General features: G+C 72.7%; 17 protein-coding genes. 8 read left to right on the top strand and 9 right to left on the bottom strand.

Features of this window, described 5'->3' with window-relative positions:
• Positions 1 to 54: 54 nt before the first annotated feature.
• The gene (locus AC0665_RS17235; RefSeq protein WP_478610135.1) at positions 55 to 858 is read left to right on the top strand and encodes a putative protein N(5)-glutamine methyltransferase; all 804 of its coding nucleotides are present in this window, start codon (positions 55 to 57) and stop codon (positions 856 to 858) included.
• Between the two features lie 6 nt (positions 859 to 864).
• Here the strand turns inward: AC0665_RS17235 and AC0665_RS17230 are convergent, their stop codons facing one another.
• Entirely contained in the window at positions 865 to 2,958 is a 2,094-nt protein-coding gene (locus AC0665_RS17230) for a SpoIIE family protein phosphatase (protein ID WP_478610136.1), read from the bottom strand.
• Between the two features lie 264 nt (positions 2,959 to 3,222).
• On the opposite strand from AC0665_RS17230, the gene AC0665_RS17225 reads away from it, so the two are divergent.
• The 3 genes from AC0665_RS17225 to AC0665_RS17215 all read left to right on the top strand — a co-directional run bounded on the left by AC0665_RS17225 (position 3,223) and on the right by AC0665_RS17215 (position 6,719).
• A complete protein-coding gene (locus tag AC0665_RS17225; protein WP_468406391.1) occupies positions 3,223 to 3,591 on the top strand; it encodes a hypothetical protein in 369 nt (122 codons plus the stop codon).
• Positions 3,592 to 4,086: 495 nt separating this feature from the next.
• On the top strand, positions 4,087 to 6,102 hold the full coding sequence (locus tag AC0665_RS17220; RefSeq protein ID WP_478705271.1) for an FAD-dependent oxidoreductase: 2,016 nt from the start codon (positions 4,087 to 4,089) through the stop codon (positions 6,100 to 6,102).
• A gap of 29 nt (positions 6,103 to 6,131) precedes the next feature.
• Positions 6,132 to 6,719: a PadR family transcriptional regulator gene (locus tag AC0665_RS17215; RefSeq protein WP_468406003.1), complete on the top strand. Its 588-nt coding sequence runs from the start codon at positions 6,132 to 6,134 to the stop codon at positions 6,717 to 6,719.
• Positions 6,720 to 6,843: 124 nt separating this feature from the next.
• On the opposite strand, the gene AC0665_RS17210 is transcribed toward AC0665_RS17215, so the two are convergent.
• On the bottom strand, positions 6,844 to 7,386 hold the full coding sequence (locus tag AC0665_RS17210; RefSeq protein WP_478610138.1) for a hypothetical protein: 543 nt from the start codon (positions 7,384 to 7,386) through the stop codon (positions 6,844 to 6,846).
• 170 nt (positions 7,387 to 7,556) lie between these two features.
• Entirely contained in the window at positions 7,557 to 8,543 is a 987-nt protein-coding gene (locus tag AC0665_RS17205) for a fibronectin type III domain-containing protein (RefSeq protein ID WP_478610139.1), read from the bottom strand.
• 422 nt (positions 8,544 to 8,965) lie between these two features.
• Between AC0665_RS17205 and AC0665_RS17200 the strand changes: the two genes are divergently transcribed.
• Positions 8,966 to 9,664 carry a glycoside hydrolase family 75 protein gene (locus tag AC0665_RS17200; RefSeq protein WP_478610140.1) on the top strand — a complete coding sequence of 233 codons (699 nt, stop codon included), beginning with the start codon at positions 8,966 to 8,968 and terminating at the stop codon, positions 9,662 to 9,664.
• 112 nt (positions 9,665 to 9,776) lie between these two features.
• Here the strand turns inward: AC0665_RS17200 and AC0665_RS17195 are convergent, their stop codons facing one another.
• The 3 genes from AC0665_RS17195 to dhaK are packed head-to-tail and all read right to left on the bottom strand — an operon-like array spanning position 9,777 to position 11,821.
• Positions 9,777 to 10,187 carry a PTS-dependent dihydroxyacetone kinase phosphotransferase subunit DhaM gene (locus AC0665_RS17195; RefSeq protein ID WP_468406011.1) on the bottom strand — a complete coding sequence of 137 codons (411 nt, stop codon included), beginning with the start codon at positions 10,185 to 10,187 and terminating at the stop codon, positions 9,777 to 9,779.
• A complete protein-coding gene (gene dhaL, locus AC0665_RS17190; protein WP_478508968.1) occupies positions 10,180 to 10,779 on the bottom strand; it encodes a dihydroxyacetone kinase subunit DhaL in 600 nt (199 codons plus the stop codon). Before dhaL ends, AC0665_RS17195 begins: the two co-directional genes overlap by 8 nt.
• Positions 10,780 to 10,828: 49 nt before the next feature.
• Entirely contained in the window at positions 10,829 to 11,821 is a 993-nt protein-coding gene (dhaK, locus tag AC0665_RS17185) for a dihydroxyacetone kinase subunit DhaK (RefSeq protein ID WP_468638392.1), read from the bottom strand.
• 282 nt (positions 11,822 to 12,103) lie between these two features.
• Between dhaK and AC0665_RS17180 the strand changes: the two genes are divergently transcribed.
• Both AC0665_RS17180 and AC0665_RS17175 read left to right on the top strand, forming a co-directional pair.
• Positions 12,104 to 12,787, top strand: coding sequence for a hypothetical protein (locus tag AC0665_RS17180; protein WP_478610141.1), 684 nt, complete (start codon positions 12,104 to 12,106; stop codon positions 12,785 to 12,787).
• A 51-nt stretch (positions 12,788 to 12,838) separates the two neighbouring features.
• Positions 12,839 to 13,372 carry a hypothetical protein gene (locus AC0665_RS17175; protein ID WP_478705270.1) on the top strand — a complete coding sequence of 178 codons (534 nt, stop codon included), beginning with the start codon at positions 12,839 to 12,841 and terminating at the stop codon, positions 13,370 to 13,372.
• Positions 13,373 to 13,380: 8 nt separating this feature from the next.
• On the opposite strand, the gene AC0665_RS17170 is transcribed toward AC0665_RS17175, so the two are convergent.
• The 3 genes from AC0665_RS17170 to AC0665_RS17160 are packed head-to-tail and all read right to left on the bottom strand — an operon-like array spanning position 13,381 to position 16,283.
• The gene (locus AC0665_RS17170) at positions 13,381 to 13,761 is read right to left on the bottom strand and encodes a hypothetical protein (protein ID WP_478610142.1); all 381 of its coding nucleotides are present in this window, start codon (positions 13,759 to 13,761) and stop codon (positions 13,381 to 13,383) included.
• Positions 13,758 to 15,509, bottom strand: a complete 1,752-nt coding sequence (gene ctaD / locus AC0665_RS17165; protein ID WP_468406023.1) for an aa3-type cytochrome oxidase subunit I — start codon at positions 15,507 to 15,509, stop codon at positions 13,758 to 13,760. Before ctaD ends, AC0665_RS17170 begins: the two co-directional genes overlap by 4 nt.
• Positions 15,510 to 15,524: 15 nt before the next feature.
• Complete coding sequence (locus AC0665_RS17160) at positions 15,525 to 16,283, bottom strand: hemerythrin domain-containing protein (protein WP_478705269.1); 759 nt, start codon at positions 16,281 to 16,283, stop codon at positions 15,525 to 15,527.
• A gap of 274 nt (positions 16,284 to 16,557) precedes the next feature.
• Here AC0665_RS17160 and AC0665_RS17155 point away from each other — a divergent pair, with 274 nt between their 5' ends.
• A complete protein-coding gene (locus tag AC0665_RS17155) occupies positions 16,558 to 17,652 on the top strand; it encodes a carboxylate-amine ligase (protein WP_468406027.1) in 1,095 nt (364 codons plus the stop codon).
• Positions 17,653 to 17,661 lie beyond the last annotated feature (9 nt).

The following is a 17,661-nucleotide window of genomic DNA, read 5'->3' as shown; positions in this document are numbered from 1 at the left end:
CGGTCCTAGGCGATCGCCTGAGCGCCCTTCGGATCCCGAAAGGCTCTTGGCTTCATGCCGTCCGTTTCCGCCGTCCCCCCGTCCTCCCCGTCCTCCCGTGACTCCGTCGTGGCCGCCCTGCGCGCCGCGGGGTGCGTCTTCGCCGAGGACGAGGCCCAAGTGATCCTCACCACCGCCCGCACCCCGGCCGAGGCCGCCGCCATGGTCGAGCGCCGTGCCGCGGGCCTGCCGCTCGAACTCGTCGTCGGCTGGGCCGAGTTCCGGGGCCTGCGCATCCACGTGGCCCCCGGCGTCTTCGTGCCGCGCCGGCGCACCGAGTTCCTGGTGGAGCAGGCCCTGGAGCGCGCACCCGACGCCACCGTCGTCGTGGACCTGTGCTGCGGTTCGGGTGCCGTGGGAGCGGCGCTCGCCGCCGCGCTCGGCCGCGTCGAACTGCACGCCGCCGACATCGACCCGGCCGCCGTGCGGTGCGCCCGGGGCAACATCGCCGCGGCCGGTGGCCGGGTCCACCAGGGCGATCTGTTCGAGGCGCTGCCCGCCGCGCTGCGGGGCCGCGTCGGCATCCTCGCGGCGAACGTGCCCTACGTGCCCAGCGACGAGATCGGGCTGCTGCCCCTGGAGGCCCGCGACCACGAGCCGCTGGTCGCCCTCGACGGCGGCACGGACGGCCTCGACGTCCTGCGCCGGGTCGCGGCCGGGGCGCCCCACTGGCTCGCCCCCGGCGGCTGCGTCCTGGTGGAGACGAGCCGGCACCAGGCCCCGGCGGCGGTCGACGCCTTCGCGCGTAACGGCCTCACGACCCACCTGGCCGTGTCGGACGAGTGGTACGCCCACGTCGTGATCGGGGTCAGGCGTTAGGGCCGCTCACCCTCGCGACTCGCTGTCGGGGGTGGTCACCCGGGCGATGAGCAGGGCCACGTCGTCGAAGTTGTCCGGCTCGTGCAGCGTGCGCAGCAACAGGTCGCAGACTTCCTCCAGCGGCCGGTCCGGCCCATCGAGCAGGGACAGCAGCGTGTCGAGCCGTGCGTCGAGCGGGTCGCGCCGGGTCTCGACGAGGCCGTCGGTGTAGAACACCAGCCGGTCGCCGGGCTCGAGGTCGACGGTGGTGGTGGAGAACGCGACACCGCCCACGCCGAGCGGCACACCGGTCGGCAGGTCGAGCAGCTCCGGCGGCCGGCCGGCCCGCACGCGCACCGGCGGCAGATGCCCCGCGTTGGCGATCCGGCACTGCCGCACATGCGGGTCGTGGACGGCGTAGACACAGGTGGCGATGGACTGCTCCAGGCCGGCGGTGATCCTGTCGAGGTGCTCCAGGAGCACATGCGGATCGAGGCCGAGGGAGGCGAGGGTGTTGGTCGCCGTGCGCAGCCGCCCCATGGCGGCCGCGGCGGGGATGCCGCTGCCCATCACATCGCCCACGACGAGCGCCGTCTCGCCGCCGTCCAGCGGGATCACGTCGAACCAGTCACCGCCGACCTCGCTCGTCGCCCCGGCCGGCTGGTACCGGGAGGCGACCTCCAGGCCGCCCGTCACGGGCGGATGACTGGGCAGCAGGCTGCGCTGGAGCGTGAGCGCGGTCTCGCGGGCGCTCTGGTACCAGCGGGCGTTGTCGATCTGCACGGCGGCCCGGGCGGCCAGCTCCCGCGCCAGCAGCAGGTCGTCCTCGGTGAACGGCAGCGGGTTGCGGGTGCGTTTGAGGTCCAGGGCGCCCAGCACCTCGCCGCGCGCGATCAGCGGCACCGCCAGGTAGGAGTGCACCCCGGCCCGGCCCAGCAGCTCGGCCGCCTCCGAGGAGCGGGCGATGTGATCCAGGTCCTCGTCCTTGACCTCCGGCAGCATCACCGGGCTCGCGGTGCGCACGCATCGGGTGACGAGGCGGTCGGGGGCGTACCGGGCGACCTGGCCGGGAGGATCGGCCGCCTCCAGCGCCTCGGCGGAGTCGTACCCCTGGACCGCCAGCGCCCTGATCACGGCCGACTCGGTGGGACCCAAGGTGGTGCGGCGGCCCTGCACCACCGCGTCCAGCAGGTCGACGGCCGCGATGTCGGCCAGCTCGGGCACGGCCACCTCGGCCAGCTCACGGGCCGTGCGGTCGAGGTCCAGCGTGGTGCCGATCCGTCCCGAGGCATCGGCGATGAGGGCCAGGCGCCGCCGCGCGCCCTCGGCCTCGATGCCCGCCCGGTACTGCTCGGTGACGTCGACGATCGACACGGCCACGCCCAGCACGGTCCCGAAGGCGTTCTCCAGCCGGTACAGCGAGATCGAGAAGGCGTGGTCCTGGTGCGGGTCCGCCGGGGTGCGGCCGATCGTGGACTGGTCGACCACCGGCGTGCCCGTCTCGAGCACCCGCCGGGTGGCGGCCTCCAGGGCGTCGACGTCCATCCCCGGCACCACATCGCGGACCGCGCGGCCCAGGTGCTCCTCGGCCGGGACGCCGTTGATCTCCTCCAGCGCCTTGTTGACCGAGACGTACCGCAGCCCCGTGTCGAGGACGGCCAGGCCGATCGGGGACTGCGCGATCATCCGCGTCGACAGCGCCACCTCCCGCTCCAGCCGGTGCACGGTGCTCTGGTCGGCGCACAGCCCCAGCGCGTAGACGTCGCCCCGGTCGTCCAGCAGCCGCATGTTGCGGAACTCCACCAGCCGGGTGCCGCCGTCCTTGCGGCGGATCGGGAAGGCCCCCGCCCAGCTCTGCCCGGTGCCCATGACGTCGGCGAACAGCTTGACCACGAGATCGACGTGCTGCTCGTGGACCATGATCCGGGCGGCGTACTGCCCGAGCGCCTCGTGGGCCTCGTACCCGAACAGTTCCTCGGCCTGCGGGCTCCACAGCACGATGCGGCCCTCGGCGTCCAGGACCACCGAGGCCACCCGCAGTACGTCGAGCAGGCCGCTCGGGCGTGCCGACCCGCGTACCGGACCGCGGCTCTCGGACTCGGGAGACCCGGCTGCACTCATCCCACGCCCCGCCTTCGCCGTCCTCGCGGCACGCCGTCGTGTGCCGACACCCCATGTTCCACCGCGCGGAGCCGTTTCTCCGAGGCCCCTTCCGTCACCTTCCACCATCTCCCAACCCGGCGCGGGCCGCCGTACGGATCCGGCACCGCGGTGAGGGGGCCGCGGGGCGTGCGCCGCCGGTAGTGCTCGCCGGAAGGTGGTGCTTTGCTGGGGGAGGGGCGGACACGGCATGGGGTGGCCAGGAGAGGAGCGATCACGATGGCGATGGACCAGGAGCGACCGCACCCGCACACCGTCTCGGTGGAGATCAGCGGGTGCAGCAAGCACGACGCCCGGACCGTGTTCGACGCGCTGTGCTCCTGCTTCGAGTCCGACCGGTGCGCCGACGACGTGCCCGAGGAACTGCACGAGACCCGTCCGACCGTATGGCTCGGCACCTTCGACGTCGCCGACGAGCACGAGGGCGCCCGGCCGGTTCATCTGTCGTCCTCCGTCGAGGCCGACCTGCACGGCGGCTACTGGGCGATCGAGCGGTTCCGCACGACGCTGGACTCGCTGTTCGACGTGCACGATCTGAGCACGGTCTCCGGCGACCAGGAGAAGGAGCTGCACGTACGTCTGCAGAGCCGGTGACCACCGCGCGTGCGCCGCGCGGACCCACCCGCGGTGCACGCCGGTACACGCCGTCCACCGGCGAGCCGTCCTCGCTCCACTGACGGGCCGGGTTCGTCCACGCGGTGCCGCCCTTCGCAGCGGTGCCGCCCTCCGCAGGTCAGGTCGAAGCCGCCGTGGCGGAGTTGCCCTCGCCCGCGCGGAGCTTGCCGAGGTTCGTAGGGGGTCCGCCGCCCCTGCCCGCACCCGCAGCCCCGGCCCGGCCGCGGAGTGCCGTGACGCCCCGTGCAGCGCCGCGATCCCGCCGCGCGGCCGGCCGTCGACGGGCTCCCGGCGGCGGGCGTGAAGGACCAGGCCGTCTCGTCGCCGAACAGGATGCTGTCCACCCTCGGTCCACCCTCGTGATCCCTGGTCATGGCCCTCCTGTGCCCTCCCTCACGTCGTTGTGCAACTAGTTGCACAAACCGTCGGTAGTCCTCTACAACTACAGGCACCACACCGCGCACGGAGGGCCCGATGAGCCGTTACCCGCACCTGCTGACCCCCCTCGACCTGGGCTTCACCACCCTGCCCAACCGGGTCCTGATGGGCTCCATGCACGTCGGCCTGGAGGAGGCGGAGGGCGGCTTCGCGCGCATGGCGGCCTTCTACGCCGCCCGCGCCCGCGGGGGAGTGGGCCTCATCGTCACCGGCGGCATCGCCCCCAACGACGAGGGCCGGCCCTACGAGGGCGGCGCGAAGCTCACCACCGAGGCGGAGGCCGAGCAGCACCGGGTCATCACCGACGCCGTGCACCGCGAGGGCGGGCGGATCGCGATGCAGATCCTGCACTTCGGCCGCTACGCCTACCACAAGGACCTCGTCGCGCCGAGCCCGGTCCAGGCGCCGATCAGCCCCTTCCCGCCCCGTGAGCTCACCGACGCCGACATCGAGCGGACGATCGACGACTACGCCCGCGCCGCCCGCCTCGCCCGGCAGGCCGGGTACGACGGCGTCGAGATCATGGGCTCCGAGGGCTACCTCATCAACGAGTTCATCGCCCTGCAGACCAACCACCGCACCGACGCGTGGGGCGGCTCCTACGAGAACCGCACCCGCTTCCCGCTGGAGATCGTGCGCCGGGTGCGCGAGGCGGTCGGCGAGGACTTCATCGTCATCTACCGCCTCTCCATGCTCGACCTCGTCCCGGGCGGCTCGACGCTGGACGAGGTCATCACCCTCGCCAAGGCCGTCGAGGCCGCGGGGGCGACCATCATCAACACCGGCATCGGCTGGCACGAGGCCCGCATCCCCACCATCGCGACCTCCGTGCCGCGCGGCGCGTACACCTGGGTGACCAAGCGGCTCATGGGCGAGGTGTCCGTCCCGCTCGTCACCACCAACCGCATCAACACCCCCGAACTCGCCGAGGAACTGCTCGCCGAGGGCGCCGCCGACATGGTGTCGATGGCCCGCCCGATGCTCGCCGACCCGGACTTCGTCACCAAGGCCGCCGCCGGCCGGCCCGAGGCGATCAACACCTGCATCGGCTGCAACCAGGCCTGCCTCGACCACACCTTCAGCGGCCTGATCACCTCCTGCCTGGTCAACCCCCGTGCCTGCCACGAGACCGAGCTGGTGCTCTCCCCGACCCGGCTGCGCAAGCGCGTCGCGGTCGTCGGCGCGGGCCCGGCCGGTCTCGCCTGCGCGGTCTCCGCCGCCGAGCGCGGGCACGAGGTGACGCTGTTCGACGCGGCGAGCGAGATCGGCGGCCAGCTCAACGTCGCCCGCAAGGTCCCCGGCAAGCAGGAGTTCGACGAGATGCTGCGCTACTTCCGCACCCAGCTCGACTGGCACGGCGTCGACATCCGGCTCAACACCCTCGTCACGGCCGCGGACGTCGACGGCTACGACGAGGTCGTCGTCGCCACCGGCGTCATCCCGCGCACTCCCGAGATCCCCGGCGTCGACCACCCGAGCGTGGTCGGCTACCTCGACGTCCTGCGCGACGGCGCCCCCGTCGGAGACCGGGTCGCCATCCTCGGCGCGGGCGGCATCGGCTTCGACGTCGCCGAGTTCCTCACCGACGGCGGCGACAAGGCCCACGAGGACCCGGCGACGTACTTCCGTCAGTGGGGCGTCGACATGGACTACAGCGGCCCCGGAGGCCTCGCCGCGCCCGAGCGGCCCGCGCCGCCGCGCACCGTCCACCTGCTCCAGCGCAAGACGTCCAAGGTCGGCGCCGGTCTGGGCAAGACCACCGGCTGGATCCACCGCACGGAGCTCAAGCACCGCGGCGTCACCATGGTCCCGGGCGTGCGCTACGACCGGATCGACGACGCCGGCCTGCACATCACCGTCGGCGAGGAGAGCACGGTCCTTCAGGTCGACACGATCGTGCTGTGCACGGGCCAGGAGCCGCGCCGGGGTCTCTACGAGGAGCTGCTCGCCACCGGGCGCAGCACGCATCTCATCGGCGGTGCCGACGTCGCGGCCGAGCTGGACGCCAAGCGCGCCATCAAGCAGGGCACCGAGCTGGCGGCCGCCCTGTAGTGGGGTGACGCGTCCCTAGGATGAGGTCCATGTCACTCCCGCACGCGATCCTCACCGCCCTGCTCGAGAAGCCGTCGTCGGGGCTGGAGCTGACCCGCCGGTTCGACCGGTCGATCGGCTACTTCTGGTCGGCGACGCACCAGCAGATCTATCGCGAGCTGGGAAAGCTGGAGTCCGACGGCCTCATCCGGGCCCTGCCGTCCGAGCAGCCGGCCCGCGGGCAGAAGAAGAGCTACGAGGTCCTGCCCGCGGGCCGCGCCGAACTGGCCCGCTGGACCTCCGCCTCCCAGGACCCCAAGCCGCACCGCGACGCGCTGTTGCTGCGGCTCAGGGCGGCGGCCGTGGTCGGCACGGCGGGCCTGGAGGCTGATCTGCGCCGCCATCTGGAGCTGCACGAGCAGCAGTTGGCGGAGTACGAGGAGATCGAGAGGCGCGACTTCCCGCCCGGGCGGGACGGTGCCGAGGTCCGGCTGCGGCACCTGGTGCTGCGGGCGGGCATCGACCTGGAGACCTTCTGGACCCAGTGGCTCAGGCGTGCGCTGACGGACTTCGCCGAACTCCCCGACGAGGCCACCCGACCGACCGACTTCTCCCCACTCCCCGACGGGGCCACCTGATCGACCCTCCCCTCCGACTCCCCGACGCGGTCACCGGCCGAGCGACCGCCCGTCCGGGCCACGGCATGACGGCGGCCCGCCCGCCCGGAGCGCTTCGGGAGAGCGGGCCGCCGTTCGTACCGGATCAGAGCCGGTACGGCTTGTTGCGCCGGCGCAGGTACCAGGCCGTCCCGAGGACGCCGGCGCCGACCAGGGTGCCGCCCGCCACCAGCGTGACGGTGCCGTAGTCCGTCGAGCTGCCGCCGACCCCGCCCATGACGCCGCGCGACGGCGAGACGGAGGGGGAGGCCGACCGCGAGGGGGAGGGCGCGGTGGAGACCACGACGGACTGGGTGCCCGCGGTGGTGCCGTCCGAGCAGACGACGATGACGGTGTAGGTCCCCGAGGACACGCTCGACCAGGCGGCGGACTGACTGGTCGACGTCCCCGACAGGGTCACCTGGCGGCCCTGGGCGAAGCTGCCCTGGCTGCTGGTGAGGAGCGAGGCGGTGCCCCAACTGCCGTTGATCTGGGTGCACGAGCTGGTCGTGACCGACACCGTGGACCCCGTGGTGCTCACGGAGATGCCCGGGCCCGCGGCGGCGGGCACCGAGGCCAGGGCGAGGGGCAGCGCGGCAGCGGCTGCCACGGTCAGGCCGGAGCGGAGAACTGGCGATGAGTTGCGCATGTGGACTGCCCTCCGGCGGCACGGTTGGCGGTACATCCTTGCGCCGCCGAGGGTCGGGGAACGCCCGTGCTGCCTCAGGGCCAGCCAAAGCGCTCCCGGCCCCCGCCGCACTCCGAGCGCCCCCGTGCAGGTGACGGGCCGTCGTTCCCGGCCGGTGCCGGGCGGGTGCGTCAGCGCCCCGCGCCCGTCGTCACCGCCCGCTCCGCCGAGAAGCCTCCCCAGGTGCCGTCCGGGAGCACCGCGCGGATCCGGACCCGGTGCGTGACACCGGCCTTCCGCCCGGCGTAGAAGCTGTAGGCGGCCCGTCCGCGCGGGGCCTCGTCGCCGTACACGAGGGAGGTGGCGGTCCTGCCGTCCAGCTGGATCTCGTACTCGGCGATATCACCGTCCACGCGCGGCGGCACCCAGCTCAGATCGAGGTGGTACGCCCCGCCCTCGCGGTGGCTCGTCGCCCGGAAGCCGGTGGGGGCGGTGGCACGTCCGTCGTCGGCGCCCGGGGTGGTGAGCCGGACGGCGGCACTGGCGGGGGAGACGTTGCCGGCCGCGTCCCTGGCCCGGACGGTGAACGCGTACGGGGTGCCGGGCCGCAGCCCCGTGAGGACGGCGGCCGTCTGGCCCCCGCCCACGCTGTGGATCTTCGTGGCTCCCTGGTGGACGTCGTACGACACCACGCCCCGGTCGTCCGTGGAGGCGGACCAGGACAGCTGGACCGCCCGGCTTCCGGCCGCCCGGCCGCGGGGAGCCGACGGGCGGGTGGGTGCGGAGCGGTCCTCCGCGACCGCCGCCGGGGTCTTCGCCCGGACCTGGCGGCTCGGCGGTCCGAGCCGCCCGTCGGCGTCCCGTGCCCGTACGGAGAAGACGTACCGCGTGGCGGGGCGCAGCCTGGTGACATCCACCATGTGCTGCGAACCCGGCACCTCTTCGACCTTCGTGGTGCCGCGATACACCTCGTAGGCGTCGGCCCGGTCGATCGTGTTCCACATGACGTGCATGCTCGTCGCGCTGCCCGCCGCGGCTGTGACGCCCGTGGGTGCGCCGGGCGCACCCGCGTCGTTCTCCTCCCGCGCTCCGGCCCAGCCGCAGGCGGCGACGAGCGTCAGAGTCCCGCAGAGCGCCAGGTGACGGAGGAGGGATGAGGAAGCGGAACGGCCTCGCACGGCACTGCCTCCCGGGGTGGCCCGCACAGGAATGGTCCGGACCAATATGCCGCCGCTGGCGCGGTCACATCAAGAGGGCGTCCGGCCGGCGGGGCGGGGCAGACGGGGTACGGCGTCCGGGGCGGTGACGCCCCCGCCGTGGACGACCACCCGGGGGTGTTACGTATGCTCTGACGTAACCACGCTCGAACTCCTGCCGGACAGCCTGGAGTTCGGGCCTGTCGCGCGGACCGCTGTCGTCGCAGATCCCGCGCCGGCGCGGGTGGCCGGGGTGGCCGGAGTCTCACACGGACTCAGGCCCCCGGCCCCTGCCGGAGGTTGCCGAGATGCACCGTCCGGCCCCCCAGCGGTGGCCGGGCGATGGCCCCGGGGCCATTTTGGGCTGAGTGCCCGTCAGGTCCCCGAGGAGAGGCTCCCGTATCGTGCGTGTCCAGTCGCTCACGCTGGCCGCGGCCAGCGCCGCCCTGCTCGCCCCGACCACCCTCCCCGCCGCCCCTGACCGGCCCGCGATCTTGCGCGAGAGTGCCGTGAGCGCCGCCGACCTGCTGGCCCAGGTGCGGAGCTGCACCCCTGTCTCCCGGGGCCGCTACCGCAGCGACAGCGGCGCACCTGCCGACATCCCCGTCTGCGGCACCCGTGACGCCGTGTTCTGGAAGGCGGACATGGACATCGACTGCGACGGACGCCCCGGTCCCCGCTGCAACCGCCGCACGGACCCCTACTTCGCCGCGAGCACGGCCTACGCCCAGTCCGACGGCCGCCCCCTGAGCGCCGAACGCCTGCCCTTCATCGTGCTGCCCGCGCCCAGCCGCATCTGGGACTACCGGGACCACGGCATCGGCGGTGGCTCGGTGGCGGCCATCGTCCACCAGGGCCGGGTGCGGTACGCGGTGGTCGGCGACACGGGCCCCCAGGGCATCATCGGCGAGGCGTCGTACGCCGCCGCCGAGGCCCTCGGCATCCGCCCCGACCCGCACGGCGGCGGCGTGCCCTCCGGCGTCACCTACATCGTCTTCAAGAACACCAAGGTCTCGCCCATCGAGGACCGCGCGGCGGCCGAGACCGCGGGGGAGCGGGCGGCGAGGCGGTTCCTCGACGCGGCCCGGGCGAACAAGGACTGAACGGCTGAACAGGGACTGAACGGCCGGCAGGGACTGGACGGCTGACGACGCGTCATGGGCGCGGCCTGCGGCCGGGCACACCGCCTCGGGCGTGCCCGGCCGCAGGCCCCGATCACACCTTCCGGTAGGTGTACGCCTCCGTGGCAGCCGCCTCAACCGCCGCCAGATCCGCGCCGGTGGACGCCGTGACCACCGCCGCCACGGCTCCCTCCACGAAGGGGGCGTCCACCAGCCGTGTCCGCTCGGGGAGTTCGTCGCCCTCCGCGAGCAGTGCCTTCACGGTGAGCACCGCGCTGCCCAGGTCGGTCAGGACGGCCACTCCGGCACCGCGGTCGACGGACGCGGCCGCCGCGGCGATCAGCTCGGAGCTCGTACCGAGCCCGCCGCCCTCGGTGCCGCCCGCCGGGGCCACGGGCACCGCCGGGCCACCGCCCGCGAGCCCCTTCGCCAGCTCGGCGACCGACGCGGCGACCTGCGCGCTGTGCGACACCAGCACGATCCCCACCAGCGGCTCGTCACTCACCGGCGGCCTCCGCGAGTCCGGCGATCAGCAGTGCCGCCGACGTGGCGCCGGGGTCCTGGTGGCCGATGCTGCGCTCGCCCACATAACTCGCCCGGCCCTTGCGCGCCTGCAAGGGTGTCGTCGCGACGGCACCCTCCTCCGCGGCGGTGCGGGCCGCCGCGAACGAGTCACCGAGCGCGTCCACCGCGGGCACCAGCGCGTCGATCATGGTCTTGTCACCCGGGGCGGCACCGCCCAGCGTCATGACCGCGTCCACCCCCGCCCGCAGCGCCTCCGCCAGCTGCTCGGCGCTGACCTCGTCGGCATCGCCCAGCGCCTTGCCGGTCCGGCGCAGCAGCGTCCCGTACAGGGGCCCCGAGGCGCCGCCGACGGTCGAGATCAGCTGGCGTCCGGCCAGCGTCAGGACTCCGCCGGGCGTGCCCGGCGCCTCCTTCTCCAGGACGGTCACGACGGCCGTGAACCCGCGCTGGAGGTTGCTGCCGTGATCGGCGTCGCCGATGGGGGAGTCGAGAGCGGTGAGCCGTTCCGCCTCACGGTCGACGGACGCTGCGGTCGCCGCCATCCAACGGCGGAAGAAATCGGCGTCGAGCACTGGGTCTCCTTGCCTGGTAGGTACGTGGTGATCCTCTGCTCCCTGCGTGTCACACGCCCCAGCGCAGGCCCGGCGTCTTCACCGGCGCGTCGTACAGCCGCAGCAGCTCCTCGTCGACCTGGCACAGGGTGAGCGAGGCGCCCGCCATGTCCAGCGAGGTGACGTAGTTGCCCACGAGGACGCGGGCCACGGGGACGCCGCGCTGGGCGAGCACCCGGTGCACCTCGGCGTTGAAGCCGTACAGCTCCAGCAGCGGTGTCGCTCCCATGCCGTTGACGAGGACCAGCACGGGATTGCGCGGCTGGAGGTCCTCGACCACCGCCTCGACGGCGGCCTCGGCGATCTCGCCGGAGGTCATCATCGCCCGCCGCTCCCGGCCGGGCTCACCGTGGATGCCGATGCCCAACTCCAGCTCACCGGGCGGCAGATCGAAGGTGGGGCTGCCCTTGGCCGGGGTGCTGCACGCGCTCAGCGCGACACCGAAGCTGCGGGAGTTCTCGTTCACCTGCCGGGCGATCGCCTCGACCCGCTCCAGCGGCATGCCCTCGGCGGCGGCGGCACCCGCGATCTTCTCCACGAACAGGGTGGCGCCCGTACCGCGCCGTCCCGCCGTGTACAGACTGTCGGTCACCGCCACGTCATCGTTGACCAGCACCTTCGCGACCTGGATGCCCTCGTCCTCGGCCATCTCGGCGGCCATGTCGAAGTTGAGCACGTCACCGGTGTAGTTCTTCACGATGAACAGCACACCGGCCCCGCTGTCCACGGCGGCGGCCGCGCGCAGCATCTGGTCGGGCACCGGGGAGGTGAACACCTCACCCGGACAGGCCGCCGACAGCATGCCGGGGCCCACGAAACCCCCGTGCAACGGCTCATGTCCCGAGCCACCGCCCGAGACCAGCCCCACCTGCCCCGCGACAGGAGCGTCCCGCCGCACGATCACCCGGTTCTCCACGTCCACGGCCAGCTCCGGGTGGGCAGCCGCCAGGCCGCGCAGCGCGTCCGCGACCACGGTCTCCGGGACGTTGATCAACATCTTCACGGGTACCTCCAGGTGAGACTGCTCCATGTGCCTCTGGCCTTCATTTTCGCAGTCGGGGAGGGGCGAGGCCAGTTGTCGACCTTGGTGGACGGCGGCGGGGTGGGGCGGCACCGACACCGCCGCGATGCACATCGGTGACGGGGCGTCAGGCCGACGCCGGCGTGCCGCGTGGTGCGGAGAGGGGGGAAGATGGCCCGCTCACGGCTGCGCCGGGTGCCGTGCCGCTCGAGAAGGGCGCGCGCCCCGTCGGACGCGGGTCGCCGTGGTGGGAGAGTGGACCGCATGTCCACCTCAACGCCGGCTCGTCGCGCGCCGCTCGGCCTGGTCACGGCACTCGTCCTCGCGGCCGCTCTGACCGCCTGCGGCGACCCGCACGCCCCGGACCCGTCGGCGGAAGCCGCCCCGGGCCGGTCCGCCTCCGAAGCGGCTTCGATCCCGTCCGCCTCGGAAAACGGCCCGAGCCCATCCGCCCCCGAAACCGCCCCCAGCCGGTCCGCCACGCCTTCGGCTCAGGGCCCGGGGGCCTCGCCGTACGGGGAACCCGGGGCCGGCGACGGTGCCCCGCACCACCAGGAGAACAACGCCTACCGCCGCGAGAGCGGCATGGCTCCGGCCCACGCGCGGGACGCCGAGCGGGAGGCCGCCCGGATCCGGCCGGTGCTGGAGCGGCTCTGGGAGCGGCGGACGTGGGACCCGGCGACCGTACGCACGGCCCTGCTCCGGCTCGGCTACGAGGACGAGCACGTCACGAAGGACGGAAATCGCCTCGGCGGCACGCTCACCGTCACGGGCATGTCCCCGCGCTGGAAGGACGACGGTTACGTCACGCCCGAGGGCACGCGCGTCGCCCTGCGGGTCCATGACGACGCCTGCGTGTCGGCGTTCGTGCAGAAGTCCGACTTCGACGTGCGGACCAACGGCCTGTATCCGGAGACCGGCTGCTTCGAGCCGCCCCATGGTCACTGAGGCGACGGGCCCGGGCGGATGAGGCGGGCGTCACCGGGTACCCGGAGCCACATGATCGGGCGCGCACTGTGGCAGGGTCTGGTCGCCGGCACCGCCGGGGGCGTGGTGATGACCCTGGGCGAGAAGGTCGAGCAGCTGGTGACCGGCCGCCCCGACTCCCATGTCCCCGCCCGGGTCCTCCAGCGCCTCACCGGCCTGCCTGAACACCCCGGTGCCCAGCTCCTGGCGGTCAACTGGGCCATGCACTTCGGCCAGGCCGCCCTGCTGGGCGTCCTCCGCTCGGTCATGGCCCAGTCGGGTCTGCGCGGCCCGGTCGCGTCCGCCAAGTTCACCGTCGTACGTCTCACCAACGACCAGATCCTGGAGAACGCCACCGGAGTAGGCGCCCCGCCCACGACCTGGCCCCGCTCGGAACTCGCCGTCGACCTGCTGCACAAGGCCGTCTACGGCTTCGTCACCGGTGCCGTGGCCGATGTCCTGGCCGCCCGGAACGGCCCCGGGCCCGGTATGCGCCACGCCGCCCGCCGCCCGGGCCGCCACTCCGGCGCCGGGCCCCTTCCTCGCCATGAGGGTCACGGCCGCTGAGTGATGCGTCAGCGGGTGAGCACACCCGCCGCCGCGAGCGAACCCGCCCCCGCGGCACAGGCCAGCACCGCGCAGGCACCGGCCGCGTGGCGGCGCAGCAGGGCGCTCCGCAGCTCGGCGTAGCGGCTCTCGTACTCCCCCCGCAGTTCCTCGGCCCGCCGCACGGTGGAGAGCATCAGCTGCCGGGTGACGTCCAGGCGCCGGCGGACGTAGTGGACGGTGAGTTCCTCGGCCTGGCCCGTGGTCAGCCACGGCAGCCGCGCGCAGAGCTCCTCCGCCTCGCGCCGGGCCTGGACGCGGTGGGCGTGGGCGAGAAGGTAGCCCTCCGTCTCGTCGGCCAGCACACTGCGCGACGCGCCGTCCGGCACCGTGCGCCTGCCGCGTCTCACCGCCGTTCGCCCTTGTGTCCCTCGACGTCGACCACGTCGCGCTGCCCGGTGTTCGCCGCCTCGTCCAGGCTCGCCACGTCAGGGTGGCGCAGGTCGAAGGCGGGCGACTCGGAGCGGATCTTGGGCATGGTGAGGAAGTTGTGGCGGGGCGGCGGGCAGGAGGTGGCCCACTCCAGGGAGCGGCCGAAGCCCCAGGGGTCGTCGACCTCGACCTTCTCGCCCCGCTGGGCGGTCCGCCACACGTTGTAGAGGAAGGGCAGCGTGGACAGGCCCAGGAGGAACGCGCCGATCGAGGAGATGGTGTTGAGGGCGGTGAAACCGTCAGCGGCCAGGTAGTCGGCGTAGCGGCGGGGCATGCCCTCGGCGCCGAGCCAGTGCTGCACCAGGAAGGTGGTGTGGAAGCCGACGAACAGCGTCCAGAAGTGGATCTTCTCCAGCCGGTCGTCGAGCATCGTGCCGGTCATCTTCGGCCACCAGAAGCTGAACCCGCCGAACATGGCGAACACGATGGTGCCGAAGAGCACGTAGTGGAAGTGGGCGATCACGAAGTAGCTGTCGGTGACGTGCCAGTCCAGCGGCGGGGACCCCAGAATGACACCGGTCAGGCCGCCGAAGAGGAAGGTGACCAGGAAGCCGAGCGCCCACAGCATGGGTGGTTCGAACGACAGCGAGCCCCGCCACATCGTGCCGATCCAGTTGAAGAACTTCACGCCCGTCGGCACGGCGATCAGATAGGTCATGAAGGAGAAGAACGGCAGCAGCACCGCGCCGGTCGCGAACATGTGGTGCGCCCACACCGTCACCGAGAGGCCGGCGATGGAGATGGTGGCACCGATCAGGCCCGTGTAGCCGAAGATCGGCTTCCGGGCGAAGACGGGGATGATCTCGGTGATCACGCCGAAGAACGGCAGCGCCAGGATGTACACCTCCGGGTGTCCGAAGAACCAGAACAGGTGCTGCCACAGCACCGCGCCCCCGTTCTCCGGGTTGAACACCTGGGCGCCGAAACGCCGGTCCGCCTCCAGCACCAGCAGCGCGGCGGCCAGCACCGGGAAGGCCAGCAGCACCAGCACCGAGGTGAGCAGCACGTTCCAGGTGAAGATCGGCATTCGGAACATGGTCATGCCCGGGGCGCGCATGCAGATGATGGTCGTGACGAAGTTGACCGAGCCGAGGATGGTGCCGAAGCCGGACAGTGCCAGCCCCATGACCCACAGGTCACCGCCGATGTGGGCGGTGCGCTCCCCACCGCTGAGCGGGGTGTACGCGGTCCAGCCGAAGTCGGCGGCGCCCTGCGGGGTGAGGAAGCTGCCGAGCACGATCAGGCCGCCGAAGAGGAACAGCCAGTACGACAACATGTTCAGCCGCGGGAAGGCCACGTCGGGCGAGCCGATCTGGAGCGGCATGACGGCGTTGGCGAACCCGGCGAAGGTGGGTGTCGCGAACAGCAGCAGCATGATCGTGCCGTGCATGGTGAACGCCTGGTTGTACTGCTCGTTGGAGACGATCTGGAGCCCGGGCCGGGCCAGCTCCGCCCGGATGAGCATCGCCAGGGCCCCGGCGACCAGGAAGAACCCGAACGACGTGATCAGGTACAGGTGCCCGATCTTCTTGTGGTCGGTGGTCGTCAGCCAGGAGACGATCACCTTTCCTCTGCCGCGGCGTTCCACCGCGGGTACCGGCGCAACCGGTTCAGTGTGTGTCGCCATCAGTTCCTCGATCGGCAGCAACGGGGCGCGGACGGTCATCCGGCCGGGAGGAACCTATTGCTTCTGGTTCGTCCCTGTTGTCTGCGACCGGGGGTTTCTACGCCGAATGGCGGAATGATCCATTCGACCGGGCGGTGGGTTCAATGCCGCCTGCGCAGGACCGCCGCCACGGCGGCGGACACGAGGAGACCGGTGAGTCCGGTCAGGATCCTCTTCGCCGCGGCCGAGGGGACGTTCAGGCCGAGCCCGTCGCGCAGCCGGTCGTAGAGGCTGAGCGGTATGCCCAGCAGGGCGTTGCCGGGCGGGCGACGCGGGACGATCGGGTGGGGGTGTGGGCGCGCTCCTGCGTACCGTCTCCCACGCGGTGCCGAGCCGGCGCAGTCGGGCGGTGTCCAGGCTCTCCTGCAGCCGGGGCAGCAGCAGGTCCTCCTCGTCGCGGATGTCCTGCCGGATCAGGGCGAAGACCCGCCCCACCTTCTCCTCCCGCTCCGGGCTGCCGGGCGCCAGACGCTCGATGCCGGCGACGAGGTCGTTGATCTGCTGATGTTCCTCCTCGACGCGCGAGGTCAGCTCCTCACCGTCCGGTACCGAGTGCCGCACGACCGGCCACAGCACCGTCTCCTCCGCGAACGCGTGACTGAAGACGAGCTGGACGACCTCCCGGAGGACCCCCTCGCGCCGCTCGCCGTCCGGCAGGGTCCGGTACCTCTCCATGAGCCGGTCCATCTCCGCGTGATCACGGCGCTGACGTGCGAGGACGCTGCCAGAACCGCCCAGTTGCTCCACCGTCTGCTCTTCGATCGTCCCGGACATGACCGCTCCTTCCGCGACCCGGCGAGGGCCCGTCACCGTGACGGCGGCCCCACGACAGCCGTGCTGCGAGTACCCCTGCCCGGCCCGTGCCAGCAACGGCCCGCAGGCTTTTCCCGGGCAAGCGGTTTCTGGTTCTGTGTCATGTTTTGTCTGGCCGCGATCGCGGCACTCGGTCCTCCACGAGCGTGCCCCGAGAGGTGACCATCGCTGCGTGAGGCGTGCCTGCCGCGCGCCTGGATCCGGCCCGGGCGCCGGGCGGAACAGAGGGTGGTCGATGACGACGATCGGCGTGGAAGAGGAGTACCTGCTGCTCGACCCGGTCACGGGCCTGCCGGTACCTCAGGCGGACAAGGTGCGCGCCGCGGCGGGCGTGGGACACCTGGTGACCGACCAGGAGGTGCAGTACGAGCTGCTCCAGGCGCAGGTGGAGGTGGCCACCCCGGTCTGCGCCACCCTGGAGGAGGTCGGCGGTCATCTGCTGCGTCTGCGGCACGCCGTCGGCGTGGCTGCCGAGGAGCACGGCTGCCGCATCGGGGTGTGCGGGACACCTCCGCTGCGCCACGGCCGCCCCATCGCCGTCACCGACCAGGCGCGCTACCGGGCCATGGTCACGCAGGCGCCGCAACTGGTGGCGGAGCAACTGGTCAACGGCACCCATGTGCATGTCGGCGTGCCGGACCGGGAAGCGGGCGTACAGGTCCTGAACCGGATCCGCTCCCGGCTGCCGACACTGACGGCCATGGCGGCGAACTCCCCGCTCTGGGACGGTCACGACACCGGCTTCGCGAGCTGGCGCACGGTGATCTTCAGCAGATGGCCGGTCAGTGGCATGCCCCCGCACTTCCGGGACGCGGCCGACTACGACCGGCGCGTGGAACGGCTGCGGGAGGCCGGCCTGATCTCCGACGCCGGTCAGCTCTACTGGCAGGCCCGTCTGTCGGAGGCCTATCCCACCGTCGAGGTGCGCTGCCTGGACGTCCAGCTCCGGGCGGACGAGGCGGTCATGCTCGCCGCGATCATCCGCGCGCTGGTGGAGACCGCCATGGGGGAGGCGGCCGCCGACGCCCCCGTGCCCGACTGCGCGCCCGAACTGCTCCAGGCCGCCATGTGGCACGCCGCCCGGCACGGGCTGGGCGACACCCTCATCGCCCCGGACGGCATGGCCCACCGCGCCGGGGACGTGCTCTACGAGTTCCTGCGGCACGTGGCTCCCGCACTCGACGCCTCCGGGGACACCCGGCAGGTCACGTCCCTGATCCACCGGCTGCTCCAGGACGGCACCGGTGCCGACCGGCAGCGCGCCGCCCTCGCCCAGGGCGGTCTGCGCGCGGTCACCGAGCTGATCAGCGGCCAGAGCACGATGCCGTGACGCCGTGCG

The sequence above is a fragment of the Streptomyces sp. NPDC043685 genome, assembly GCF_056436585.1.
Note: the sequence above shows the minus strand (reverse complement) of the source record. Positions and strands in the feature narration are given on the sequence as shown.

Excerpts from the sequence above, each read along its gene's own strand:
- AC0665_RS17235 (WP_478610135.1), top strand. The coding sequence starts at position 55 with ATGCCGTCCGTTTCCGCCGTCCCCCCGTCCTCCCCGTCCTCCCGTGAC.
- AC0665_RS17230 (WP_478610136.1), bottom strand. The coding sequence starts at position 2,958 with ATGAGTGCAGCCGGGTCTCCCGAGTCCGAGAGCCGCGGTCCGGTACGC.
- AC0665_RS17225 (WP_468406391.1), top strand. The coding sequence starts at position 3,223 with ATGGACCAGGAGCGACCGCACCCGCACACCGTCTCGGTGGAGATCAGC.
- AC0665_RS17220 (WP_478705271.1), top strand. The coding sequence starts at position 4,087 with ATGAGCCGTTACCCGCACCTGCTGACCCCCCTCGACCTGGGCTTCACC.
- AC0665_RS17215 (WP_468406003.1), top strand. The coding sequence starts at position 6,132 with ATGTCACTCCCGCACGCGATCCTCACCGCCCTGCTCGAGAAGCCGTCG.
- AC0665_RS17210 (WP_478610138.1), bottom strand. The coding sequence starts at position 7,386 with ATGCGCAACTCATCGCCAGTTCTCCGCTCCGGCCTGACCGTGGCAGCC.
- AC0665_RS17180 (WP_478610141.1), top strand. The coding sequence starts at position 12,104 with ATGTCCACCTCAACGCCGGCTCGTCGCGCGCCGCTCGGCCTGGTCACG.
- AC0665_RS17175 (WP_478705270.1), top strand. The coding sequence starts at position 12,839 with ATGATCGGGCGCGCACTGTGGCAGGGTCTGGTCGCCGGCACCGCCGGG.
- ctaD (WP_468406023.1), bottom strand. The coding sequence starts at position 15,509 with ATGACCGTCCGCGCCCCGTTGCTGCCGATCGAGGAACTGATGGCGACA.
- AC0665_RS17160 (WP_478705269.1), bottom strand. The coding sequence starts at position 16,283 with ATGTCCGGGACGATCGAAGAGCAGACGGTGGAGCAACTGGGCGGTTCT.
- AC0665_RS17155 (WP_468406027.1), top strand. The coding sequence starts at position 16,558 with ATGACGACGATCGGCGTGGAAGAGGAGTACCTGCTGCTCGACCCGGTC.